This is a genomic window from Nocardia sp. 2TAF39, from assembly GCF_052114905.1.
In the GTDB taxonomy this organism is placed as follows: Bacteria; Actinomycetota; Actinomycetes; order Mycobacteriales; family Mycobacteriaceae; genus Nocardia.
On the sequence record NZ_JBFRFQ010000002.1, the window covers coordinates 140,798 to 151,815 of the forward strand.

General features: G+C 67.5%; 10 protein-coding genes. 9 read left to right on the forward strand and 1 reads right to left on the reverse strand.

What is annotated here, in order from left to right:
- The first annotated feature begins 95 nt into the window (after positions 1–95).
- Positions 96–1,685 (forward strand): ATP-binding cassette domain-containing protein, encoded by a 1,590-nt coding sequence (locus tag AB4Z47_RS02180; RefSeq protein WP_441947456.1) that lies wholly within the window; start codon positions 96–98, stop codon positions 1,683–1,685.
- Positions 1,686–1,973: 288 nt separating this feature from the next.
- Here the strand turns inward: AB4Z47_RS02180 and AB4Z47_RS02185 are convergent, their stop codons facing one another.
- Positions 1,974–2,387 carry a nuclear transport factor 2 family protein gene (locus tag AB4Z47_RS02185; RefSeq protein WP_441947457.1) on the reverse strand — a complete coding sequence of 138 codons (414 nt, stop codon included), beginning with the start codon at positions 2,385–2,387 and terminating at the stop codon, positions 1,974–1,976.
- A gap of 80 nt (positions 2,388–2,467) precedes the next feature.
- Between AB4Z47_RS02185 and AB4Z47_RS02190 the strand changes: the two genes are divergently transcribed.
- The 8 genes from AB4Z47_RS02190 (at position 2,468) to AB4Z47_RS02225 (ending at position 11,003) form a co-directional block, all read left to right on the forward strand.
- A complete protein-coding gene (locus tag AB4Z47_RS02190; protein ID WP_441947458.1) occupies positions 2,468–3,022 on the forward strand; it encodes a winged helix-turn-helix transcriptional regulator in 555 nt (184 codons plus the stop codon).
- A gap of 472 nt (positions 3,023–3,494) precedes the next feature.
- Positions 3,495–5,897 (forward strand): RelA/SpoT family protein, encoded by a 2,403-nt coding sequence (locus AB4Z47_RS02195; protein WP_441947459.1) that lies wholly within the window; start codon positions 3,495–3,497, stop codon positions 5,895–5,897.
- A 304-nt stretch (positions 5,898–6,201) separates the two neighbouring features.
- Positions 6,202–7,800 carry a cutinase family protein gene (locus AB4Z47_RS02200; protein ID WP_441947460.1) on the forward strand — a complete coding sequence of 533 codons (1,599 nt, stop codon included), beginning with the start codon at positions 6,202–6,204 and terminating at the stop codon, positions 7,798–7,800.
- A 57-nt stretch (positions 7,801–7,857) separates the two neighbouring features.
- On the forward strand, positions 7,858–8,817 hold the full coding sequence (locus AB4Z47_RS02205) for a hypothetical protein (protein ID WP_441947461.1): 960 nt from the start codon (positions 7,858–7,860) through the stop codon (positions 8,815–8,817).
- Positions 8,818–8,832: 15 nt separating this feature from the next.
- A complete protein-coding gene (locus AB4Z47_RS02210; RefSeq protein WP_441947462.1) occupies positions 8,833–9,711 on the forward strand; it encodes a MinD/ParA family ATP-binding protein in 879 nt (292 codons plus the stop codon).
- Positions 9,708–10,370, forward strand: a complete 663-nt coding sequence (locus tag AB4Z47_RS02215) for a DUF6668 family protein (protein ID WP_441947463.1) — start codon at positions 9,708–9,710, stop codon at positions 10,368–10,370. The genes AB4Z47_RS02210 and AB4Z47_RS02215 overlap by 4 nt, the downstream gene beginning before the upstream one ends.
- A gap of 52 nt (positions 10,371–10,422) precedes the next feature.
- Positions 10,423–10,719: a hypothetical protein gene (locus AB4Z47_RS02220; RefSeq protein WP_441947464.1), complete on the forward strand. Its 297-nt coding sequence runs from the start codon at positions 10,423–10,425 to the stop codon at positions 10,717–10,719.
- An 8-nt stretch (positions 10,720–10,727) separates the two neighbouring features.
- Positions 10,728–11,003: a hypothetical protein gene (locus tag AB4Z47_RS02225; RefSeq protein ID WP_357261189.1), complete on the forward strand. Its 276-nt coding sequence runs from the start codon at positions 10,728–10,730 to the stop codon at positions 11,001–11,003.
- The last annotated feature ends 15 nt before the right edge of the window (positions 11,004–11,018 follow it).

The following is an 11,018-nucleotide window of genomic DNA, read 5'->3' on the forward strand; positions in this document are numbered from 1 at the left end:
CGTTGATCGGAGTCATGCCGTTGCTCATCTGAGGTAGCCATTCGGGCGGCCCGCGTTCGCGCGCCGCGTATCCGTTGCCACCTCGGGGAGCCGCTATGACCAATCTGTCTATTTCCGATCTCACCTTCTCCTGGCCCGATGGCACCCCCGTCTTCGACGGGCTCGACGCCGTGCTCGGTCCCGGTCACGTCGGTCTGGTCGGCGGCAACGGCGCGGGTAAATCGACGCTGCTGGAGCTGATCGCCGGTCAGCTGACGCCCGCGCGCGGGTCGATCACGGTCACCGGGCAGCTCGGGTACCTGCGGCAGGATCTCGGTCTCGCGTCAGGGCAGCGCGTCGATGCCGTGCTCGGTATCGCCGACATCCGAAAGGCGTTGCACCGCATCGAGTCCGGGATTGCCACCGAGGCGGACTTCGACCTGGTCGGCAATCAGTGGGATGTCGAGGAACGCGCCCTCGCGCTGCTGGCCGGGCTCGGCTTGCACTACGTCGCCGATTCGGTCGGACAGCTCGATCGCGCGCTGGACACGCTGTCCGGTGGCGAGACGGTGCTGCTCGGACTGGTCGCCGAGCTGCTCGCCGAGCCCGACGTGCTGCTGCTGGACGAACCGACGAACAACCTGGATCAGATCGCCCGCGAACGGCTCTATGACGTGGTCACGCAGTTCTCCGGCACGGTCCTCACGGTCAGCCATGATCGCGAGCTGCTGGAGCGGATGGCTGCCATCGCCGAGTTGCGGCACGGCGAACTGCGGTTGTTCGGAGGAAATTTCAGCGAGTACGAGCGGATCATCGAGGCCGAGCAGGAGGCCGCCAAGGCCGCGATCCGGGACGCGCGCGGCGACGTGCGCAAGCAGGCGCGCGAACTCATCGAGGCGCGCATCAAGCTGGATCGCAGGCAGCGCTACGGGCAGAAGATGCGGGACCAGAAGCGGGAGCCGAAAATCGTGATGGGCGAACGCAAACGGCAGGCACAGGTATCGGCCGGCAAGCTGCGCAACAGCCACATCGAGAAGCTCGACACCGCCGAGGAGCAGCTCGAGCAGGCGAAGGAGTTGTTGCGCGACGATCGCGAGATCCGGGTGGATCTGCCCGGCACCCGGCTCCATCCGGGCCAGGACGTGATCGACCTGGACCAGGTGGTGCTGGCTTGCGGGCCGACGGTGATGTTGCGGGTGTCCGGCCCGGAGCGGATCGCGCTGACCGGACGCAACGGGGTCGGCAAGACGACGCTGCTGCGCCGCATCGTGGCGAAGGGCCCGAAGGTGCCGTGGCGGATACTGCCGCAGCGTCTCGACGTGTTCGACGAGCGGCTGTCGGTGTTCGACAACGTGGCCGCTACGGCGCCGCACGCGTCTGCCGAGCGGATCCGAGCCCAGCTGGCCCGCTTTCTGTTCCGCGGCGCGGACGCCGATGTCGCCGCCGCGGCGCTGTCCGGCGGGGAGCGGTTGCGGGCCGCGCTGGCAATGCTGCTGCTCGCCGATCCCGCGCCGAAATTGTTGCTGCTGGACGAGCCGACCAACAATCTCGATCTCCCGAGTCTGCGGCACCTCACGCAGGCACTCGCCGGTTTCGAGGGTGCGCTGATCGTGGTCAGCCACGACCTGCGCTTCCTCGCCGACATCGGGGTGACCCGACGGCTGGAGCTCACCGCCGACGGGCTGGCTGAGACATGGGTGACGTAGCGGGACCGCATCGCGGTGCTTGCCGATCGGTCGTCCGATCTGGCAAGATCGCTGCGCCCCTGCGCGAGGTCGAATGTGCTGGTGGGGCAGGGCTATTCGGTCTTGGTTGCGAAGGTGGGGTTGGATTCTGTGAAGTCCGCGATGCGCGTTCTGGCCGTGTGTTTCATCGCCGCCGCGGTGGCAGGTGTGGGGTCGGCGGTCGCGGTGGCTGATCCCGCCGCCGACCCGCACTACAAGAGCGCCGAGGCGGATCGCTCAGATGCGGGACATCGGGCCCACGAGCGCAATTCACGCGGCCCGGGCTGCCCGCCGTAGGACGCCGGGATGCCGGAACAATCCAGGCGTCAAGCGCACCGCAAGGCAGGTGAGGGTGAGCCACGGCCGGAGGTGCGGGTTCAGGGTGCGGATGCGGCCGTGGTCGTCGAGCCCGATCACCAGCGCCTCGGTCAACCGGAACGGTCCGATCGTGGCGGTCGCCAGCAGGACCTGGCGCGCGCCGTCGCCGATCTGCTCCGTCCAGCGCAAGCCGGTCAGGCTGCCGTAGGCGGCCGCCAACAGCACCCGCAGATCTGCCTTGCCGCGAAACACCAACCTGCCGGACAGTGGCGAGGCCAACTCGGCATCGGGTGCGATCGTCTCCATCAGTGCGTCGATGTCGCCTGCCTCGGTGGCCGCGCGGAACCGGGTAATCGCGTCGGACATGTCCGGTCACTCCTTCGCTTCTCGGTTGGCCTGAACCTAACTCAAGCGACTTGCAAAAAGCAATGGACTATCCTGACCGTGTGCCCAAGGCTGATTTCTCCGATATTGTCTGCTCGATTGCGCGCACGGTCGATGCGATCGGTGAGCGCTGGACGCCGCTGATCCTGCGCGACTTGTTCGTCGGGCTGACCCGCTTCGAGGACATCCGCCGCGACCTCGGTATCGCCTCGAACGTGCTCGCAGCGCGCCTGGACGCGCTGCAAAAGCATGGGATCATCGAAACGCGTGCCTACCAATCGAATCCGGTCCGGCATGAGTACCTGCTCACCGAACCGGGGCGCGATCTGTATCCGGTCCTCACCATGCTCATCACGTGGGGCGACAAATGGCTCGCGGGTGCTGCGGGTCCGCCCGCCGTGGTCGTCCATCGCGATTGTGGCGAGCCGACCGCCGGCGTGGTGGTCTGCCGCGCCTGCGGAACACCCCTCACTGCCGACAACGTCCGCTGGTTGCACGGTCCGGGCGGCCACCGCGGTCCCGGGACCATGCTTATCGGCGATCGTCTCGACCAGCCCCCTGACGAGGCGGCAAGTGGCGCATGTCCACGGCGGACGGCGCGAGAAAGCTCTCCATGATGTGTTCCACGCACGGTGAGCCCCACGACGAGGCCTGCGTAGATCTTGGAGGATTCACCGGCCGATGTGTTGGTAACGGGTGCGAAATGCATAAGGGCTATGCGGGTTCGCAGTCGAGAGTGTCGCGGGCCTGGCCCAGGCGAAGGGGGTCGAGGCGGCCGAAGTCAGGGGTGGAAACGTCCGCGCCACCGTCGGTGAACCGACCGTGTGATCCGATCCTGGCCGTTGATCCGCAGGGGTCGCATTCCGGTAAGCATTCCGACGCGAGCGGCGGGACGCGTCCGATATGTCAGGGTTGCGTCGGGTAGTCGAAACCTCTCGGGAACCGTGCTCGTTGCTTGTCCGGAGACGCCTGCGCGCATCCACAGCCAGCTGAACGGACGTGCGAGCCCGCGCCGGACTAAAGTTGGTGGTCCGGGAGTTTGCAGCGGTCGGATAGGGTGTTCCGATCGAGGCGCGGAGAGGTGGTGGCATGACTCAGCATCTGGGCGAGGCGAAGGTCGAGCAATCGGCGTCGGTCCCGCAGTCGGATGGTGCTCCCACCACCGATGCCACACAGCCGAAAAAGCCGCAGACGGCGGGTAGCGCGACGCCGCAGCGTCAGCCCGGGGCCGCCGTCCCGACCTCGGCCTCGCGTCGCGTGCGTGCCAGGCTGGCCCGCCGCATGACTGGTCAGCGCGGCATCGCGGCGGTCAAACCGGTGCTGGAGCCGCTGGCCACTGTGCACCGCGAGCTGTACCCGAAGGCGAACCTGACGCTGTTGCAGCGCGCGTTCGACGTGGCCGACGACCGGCACAAGCACCAGTTCCGCAAGTCCGGCGATCCGTACATCACCCATCCGCTCGCCGTCGCCAACATCCTGGCCGAGCTCGGCATGGACACCACCACGCTGGTGGCCGCGCTGCTGCACGACACAGTGGAGGACACCGGCTACAGCCTCGAGCAGCTCACCGAAGATTTCGGCACCGAGGTCGCGCATCTCGTCGACGGCGTCACCAAGCTGGACAAGGTCAACCTCGGCGCGGCCGCCGAGGCGGAGACCATCCGCAAGATGATCATCGCGATGGCTCGCGACCCGCGCGTGCTCGTGATCAAGGTGGCCGACCGGTTGCACAATATGCGGACCATGCGGTTCCTACCGCCGGAGAAGCAGGCCAAGAAGGCCAAGGAGACCCTGGAAGTCATTGCGCCTCTTGCCCATCGCCTCGGGATGGCGACGGTCAAATGGGAGCTGGAAGACCTCGCGTTCGCGATCCTGCACCCGAAGAAGTACGACGAAATCGTCCGGCTGGTCGCCGATCGCGCACCCTCGCGTGACACCTATCTGGCGAAGGTGCGGGCCGAGATCGTCAATACGCTGGCCGCTTCTCGGATCAACGCGATCGTCGAGGGCCGCCCCAAGCACTACTGGTCGATCTACCAGAAGATGATCGTCAAGGGTAAGGACTTCGACGACATCCACGACCTGGTCGGGATTCGCATCCTCTGCGACGAGGTGCGCGACTGCTACGCGGCGGTCGGTGTGGTGCACTCGCTGTGGCAGCCGATGGCAGGCCGATTCAAGGACTACATCGCCCAGCCGCGCTACGGCGTCTACCAGTCGCTGCACACCACCGTGGTCGGGCCGGACGGCAAGCCGCTGGAAGTGCAGATCCGCACTCAGGACATGCACCGCACCGCGGAGTTCGGCATTGCCGCGCACTGGCGCTACAAGGAGACCCGAGGAAAACACACCAACGACACCGCCGAGGTCGACGACATGGCGTGGATGCGCCAGCTGCTGGACTGGCAGCGTGAGGCCGCGGACCCGGCCGAGTTCCTGGAGTCGCTGCGCTTCGATCTGAAGTCGCCGGAGATCTTCGTGTTCACCCCGAAGGGGGACGTGATCACGCTGCCGCAGAAGTCGACGCCGGTCGACTTCGCTTACGCCGTGCACACCGAGGTCGGCCACCGCTGCATCGGCGCCCGGGTGAACGGGCGGCTCGTCGCGCTGGAACGTCAGCTGGAGAACGGCGAGGTCGTCGAGGTGTTCACCTCGAAGGCGCAGAATGCGGGGCCCAGTCGCGACTGGCAGAACTTCGTGGTGTCGCCGCGTGCCAAGGCCAAGATTCGCCAGTGGTTCGCCAAGGAGCGGCGGGAGGAGGCCCTGGAGAGCGGCAAGGAGCAGATCTCCAAGGAGGTTCGCCGCGTCGGGTTGCCGCTGCAGCGGTTGATGAGCGTCGACGCGATGACCGCGGTCGCCCATGAACTGCACTACACCGACATCTCCACGCTCTACACCGCGGTCGGCGAGCATCAGGTCTCCGCGCACCACGTGGTGCAGCGGTTGATGGCCCAGCTCGGCGGTATCGGCGACGTCGAGAACGAGCTGGCCGAGCGCTCCACTCCGTCGACGACGCCGAGTAGACAGCGGGTCACCGGCGACGCGGGCGTGCTGATCCCCGGCGCGGCCGGCACGGTCGCCAAGCTGGCGAAGTGCTGCACCCCGGTGCCCGGTGACGAGATCTTGGGCTTCGTGACCCGTGGCGGCGCGGTGAGCGTGCACCGCACCGACTGCACCAACGCGGGTTCGCTGCGCGAGCAGGCCGAGCGGATCATCGAGGTGTCCTGGGCGCCCTCGCCGTCCTCGGTGTTCCTGGTCGCCATCCAGATCGAGGCGCTGGACCGTACCCGGCTGCTGTCGGACGTGACGAAGGTGCTGGCCGACGAGAAGGTCAACATCCTGTCCGCGTCGGTCGCCACGCACGGCGACCGCGTGGCGATCAGCAAGTTCACCTTCGAGATGGGCGACCCGAAACACCTGGGGCACTTGCTGAATGTGGTGCGCAACGTGGAGGGCGTCTACGACGTCTACCGCGTCACCTCCGCTACCTGATCGGCGCCGGGTCCGCGAACTTTCGATAGCCTTGTATTAGCTGATGTCGCAATGGCTTTCGTGGGCCCGGTTTGTCGCCAGGCGGTAGCCATCCGGCGCGAGCCGTCGGAAACTTATCGACGTGTCTCCGCCGGCGCGCTACCGACTGTCGCGCGTATCGGCGTTTCGTGGAAGATTTCCGCCGATTCGGCGGCAATAGTCGGAATCTGTTACGGTCTATTGCGTTTCATGGCGTTGAGGGTAGTTGCGGCAAACGACTTGATTGCGGGTCGCTATGACTGGACACACGGCAAGATTCTCGGGGATGCTGGTCGCACTCGCCGTGGGTGTGGCGACCGCCGGCACCGCGGAAGCGGAGCCACTCGATCCCGCGGGCCCCTCGACGAACATCGACATCAACACTTGTCCTGCGTTGTACGCGTTGGGAATTCAAGGCACCGGTGAGTCCTCGCCGGACGCGGCGCCAACCACCGACACCGGAATGTTGTCAACGGTGTTCCGGCCGATGATGGCCAAGGCTGCCGACCGCGGTCTGGTCGATCGGGCCTATGTGCCATACGAATCCGGCTTCGGCGGTGCGACCGCCGGTGGCGCGGTGCCGTACTGGCAGTCGGTGACCGGGGGTCTCGCTCGCCTGCGGACCATGGCCGAGACCGTCGCCGGCGCCTGCGCGAACACCCGCTTCGCGGTGGTCGGCTACTCGCAAGGCGCGCACGTGGCCTCGCTGTTCGCGCAGGAAATCGGCCAGGGCCATGGCGTGTTGCCCGCCGAGAAGGTCGCTGCGGTCGCGCTGTTCGCCGACCCCACTCGTAACTCCGGTGCGCCGCTGTTTCCCGGCGTACCGGGCAAGGCGACGCCGGACGCCGCGCCGGGCACCTCAGGCGATCGGCTCGCGTCCATCGCCGCCCTGCCGCAGGCACCGGCCACCGGCGGAGGTATCGGCCCGGAACGCGACAAGGCCGCCGACTTCGGCGCGCTCACCGGACGTGTGGCCAGTTTCTGCGCGGCGGGCGACCTGGCCTGCGACGCGCCGGACGGCGCCCCCATCCTCAAAGCGGTCGCCAACGTGGCCGGACAGTCCACGCTGAGCGGTGGCGACCCGATCGCCTCGCTGGTGTCGATCGCGCAGGCCTTGGCGTACACCTCGATCAAGACCGCGACCAAGGTGGCCGACGAGGACATCCAAGGCAATTCGCTGGCCACCCTGTCGATCTCGCCCAAGAAGTCGATCTCGCAGCGCCTCGCCGACGCCTCCGACCCGCGCATCCCGCTGGATCTTCCCGGCGCGCTGCAGACCCTGCTGAAGGTCGGCATGATCGGACTCAACGCGGTGGTCACGGTGGTCAGGACGTTCATCAACCCGACGGCCATCTCGGAGCTGGCCACGGCGGGTTTGTCTGATCCGCCCGCCGCGCTGCTGTCGCTCGGCAGCAAGCTGTTCGGCGCCATACCGCAGCTGATCCCGCCGACGACCGGTGTCCGGCTGGTCACCCAGGCGTTCGACGCGGTCGTGCAGAACATCACCGACAACAGCGATTTGCTGAACACGACCACCTGGGTGCGGTACTGGGACACCATCCAGCGGCACCGCGGCTACTCCAGCGCCACCGTCTCGGCGAACGGTGATTCGCCCACCCAATTGGTTGCCGACTGGTTCGCCGCCGCCGCCCGAGACGTGGCCGACACGTTCGGCAGCAATACCACGCCACAGGGGGCGGTGGAGAAGCAACCCACCGGATTCTCCGGGGAAAGCTCCGGCGCGTCGCCCACGCCGAGTTCGTCCGGTACGGGACAATTTCCGTTCGGGACAGGAGCCGATGGCGCCTCATCCGGCGGCGTGACATCGATTCCGCCCACCGATCGACCCGGCATATCCAGCACCTACCCGTTCTCCACGAACTGATCGCCGAGAGGGTCCCACGATGCGACACTGCGTGCCCTGCTCTGCGGGAATGGGGGAATGTTGAAGTCGTACAAACAGCTGTCCCGCTGGTACGGCGCTCTGGAGCCGGAGAAGGGCACACCGGAAACTGCCCACCCTGGTGAGGCGGGTTCCGCCACTCCCGCGGAGGACGACGGGCCCACGCGCTATCCGCACTATATTCGCGAGGAGGACGAGCCGTGGGAGCGCCCGGCCGAGGACGTCCCCAGCGATCTGTCCGCGCAGCGCAGCGAATTCACCGGCGGCTGGTCGGATTGGGTGGCCGGCCGCGCGCCCGGTCGATACGACGACTACACCCCGCCGCGGCAGGCCAGTCTCGCACGCTTCCCTTGGTCCGACGGGGACAACAGAGTGGACCGTCCGCGGCCGCGTGCGTCGGGTGCGCTGCGCCAAGCTGCCCGCCAGCACCCCGCCGTCCGCCGGGCCCGCGTGCTGATCGTCCTGATCGCGGCAGCGCTGCTGCTCGGCGCGGCCGCCGCGTGCGTGCTGTTCCTGCTGCACGCCTCCGGTAACCGCGCTGCGGCACCGAAGGATTCGCCCGTCCCCGCGTCGGTCCAGTTCACCGTCGCCAGCGGCCAGGCGGGTGTCAACCCGCGCGCGGTCAGCGGCGTCGCCTGCCCGACCGAACGGGGCGACTCGATCGTCCGCAGTGCGGAGGCCGGTGGTACGGACTCCGGTCCGGACGCGGTGCTGTCGTTCCAGTACGCGTATTACGTCGAACGCTCCGGCGAGCGGGCCAGGGAGGCGGTCGCCCCCGACGCCGCGGTCCAACCCGCTTCGGTTATCCAGCGCGGTATCGACACGATTCCGGTGGGCACCACGCACTGCGTGCGGATCGCGACGATCGCCGACCACCGGTATTCGGTGGAGGTCACCGAATACCGGCCTGGTGGCGGTCCCGCCACGTACAACAAGCAGACGGTCACCACCGCGGTGATCGGCGGCCGCACGCTGATCACGGGCATCGCGGCCGGATAAAGGAGAGTAGAAGCGATGGGAGAGGACTGGAGCCGTTGGCTCGATGAGGCGCCCGAGGAGGGCGAATCGTCGGGTCGGCCGGTGCGTTCCAAGGCTCCGGTGGTGCGATTGCGGCGCGGCAAAGGCGATGGTTCCGGGGCGGACCGTCCACTACAGCGCCCGATTCTGGTGGTCGGTGGGTGTGGTGGTGCAGGTACCACCACGACGGTGTTGGGATTGGCGGGCGAACTCGGCACGGGTGGCACGCCGACAGTCGCGGTAGACGCGACGGCGGCGGGCAGTGATCTCGCGCTACGCGGTGCGGACGAGCATCTGCACCCGATCAGCTTGCAGTCCTGGTTGTACGGACGCGGGGACGACGAACCCGCGCCGTTGAAGGAATGTCTTTCGCGCGCCACCTCGGGCATCGGTCTGCTGTGGCGCGACGCCGCGCCGCTGCGCAGGCGTGCGACTTATCTCACGGTCGCCCGTGCCGTGCACGACGCCGGATACACGGCGGTATACGACGGGGGAACCCCGATTGCGGGCAGGCAGCTGCGACCCCTGCTCGATGACGCGGATGTCGCCCTGGTACTTGCCATTCCGGCTCGCACGGACGCGGCCAACCGGCTCCGGGTAACCCTGGAATGGCTTGACGACCAGTTCGGCGACACGGCCGAAGGGCAGGGCGGCGGCATCGTCGGCGACACGACCATCGTTGTCTCCCATCAGTATCCGGGTGTGGAGTCGCGGGTAGCGGATCATTTGCGTGAGCATCTGTCCGGCTGGGTCCGCGACATCAGGGAGATTCCGTACGATCCGCACCTCGCCCGCGGTGAACTCGTCCGGCACGATGCGCTGGCGGCCGAGACACGTCGGGCATATGGGCGCCTGCTCGCCGGAGTGGCATCATGACCGCCGCCATGATTTATCCCCCTCAGCCCGAACGCACGCCCGCCGGTGTGATCGCCCCACCGGAATCCCGCCGCGCCGCCATCTGGGACCGGCCGGTGCCCGGCATCGGCCGCGCTCCGCTGGTATGGCTGCTGGGTGTGCACGGCGGAGCGGGAGCCAGTACCCTCGCGCATGTGCTTGCGCCCGCGGCGGATTCGGGCCGCCGCTGGCCCGGCGTCTTCGACCGCGAAAGTCCGTTTGTCGTCCTCGTCGCCAGGGAGACCATTGCCGGTCTGACCCGCGCGCACGACCTTCTGCGCCAACATCTTTCGGGCTTGGCGGGGCCCTCCGACGTGCTCGGTCTGGTCACCGTCGCCGCGCGACCCGGCAGGATCGCCCCCGAGATCCGGCGCTACCGTGACGTCGTCGGCTCGCTGGCCGGACAGCTGTGGCAGGTGCCGTGGTACGAGGAGTGGACGCTGGTCGAACCCGAGCAGCTCCCGGTGTGGTCCCCCGGCGACCCGCTGCCGCAGAAGAAGCGCAAGCTCGACCCACTCGAGGAGGTACCGCTCGATGTCCGGGTGCTCGGCGCCGACATCGTGGCGGCGGCTCGGACGGCACTGGAGGACGCCACATTCGACTATCAGGCACCAGACCTCGGAAAGCCGCACGAGCAGTGAACGTACGCATCGAATCGGCGACAACCACACCACTATTCGAGAAAGGCACCCGATGAGCATGATCCTCCTCGCCGTGCAGGACACGTACGGCACCGTTCTCGCGCAAGTCGGTAATCCGACGCCCGAGGCGCCTCCCGGCTCGGAGAAGATCCTGCAGCTGGTGCGCTACCTCACCTGGTTCGTTTTGCTGTCCGGTGTCTGCGGCATCACCTACGCGGGCGGCAGGTTTGCGTGGGAGAAGTGGACCGGCGGTGGCCTGGAGTCGCCGAAGATGGTGGCGGGAGCCATGATCGGCGGCGTCGTCGCCACCAGCGCGGGCACCATCATGAACGCTGTCATCGGCACCTGATGTCCGCGATGAGTACCGTGCGCATGCCGGCGGCCGAGCTGCTGGCCTACAAACAGATGCCCGCCGAGGTCCTTGCACCGCTCATGCAGCTGCTGAACTGGCTGCTGTGGTTCGTGCTGTTGGTGTGCCTGGCCTGGATGATCGTTTCCGCAGGCAAGCTATGGATCTCGTTCCGCAGCGACCTCGCCATGAACGACTCCTCGCACGGCGTTCTGATGAGCCTGCTGGGTGCTGCGGTGGCGAGCACGGCGTCGGGGATCGCCCTGGCGTTCTTGCCCGCGTGAGCCACCGAAGCGGAA

Bases quoted from the DNA above. Each gene is read 5' to 3' on its own strand.
- AB4Z47_RS02225 (WP_357261189.1), top strand. From the start codon at position 10,728: ATGAGTACCGTGCGCATGCCGGCGGCCGAGCTGCTGGCCTACAAACAG.
- AB4Z47_RS02200 (WP_441947460.1), top strand. From the start codon at position 6,202: ATGCTGGTCGCACTCGCCGTGGGTGTGGCGACCGCCGGCACCGCGGAA.
- AB4Z47_RS02220 (WP_441947464.1), top strand. From the start codon at position 10,423: ATGAGCATGATCCTCCTCGCCGTGCAGGACACGTACGGCACCGTTCTC.
- AB4Z47_RS02205 (WP_441947461.1), top strand. From the start codon at position 7,858: ATGTTGAAGTCGTACAAACAGCTGTCCCGCTGGTACGGCGCTCTGGAG.
- AB4Z47_RS02185 (WP_441947457.1), bottom strand. From the start codon at position 2,387: ATGTCCGACGCGATTACCCGGTTCCGCGCGGCCACCGAGGCAGGCGAC.
- AB4Z47_RS02195 (WP_441947459.1), top strand. From the start codon at position 3,495: ATGACTCAGCATCTGGGCGAGGCGAAGGTCGAGCAATCGGCGTCGGTC.
- AB4Z47_RS02180 (WP_441947456.1), top strand. From the start codon at position 96: ATGACCAATCTGTCTATTTCCGATCTCACCTTCTCCTGGCCCGATGGC.
- AB4Z47_RS02210 (WP_441947462.1), top strand. From the start codon at position 8,833: ATGGGAGAGGACTGGAGCCGTTGGCTCGATGAGGCGCCCGAGGAGGGC.
- AB4Z47_RS02215 (WP_441947463.1), top strand. From the start codon at position 9,708: ATGACCGCCGCCATGATTTATCCCCCTCAGCCCGAACGCACGCCCGCC.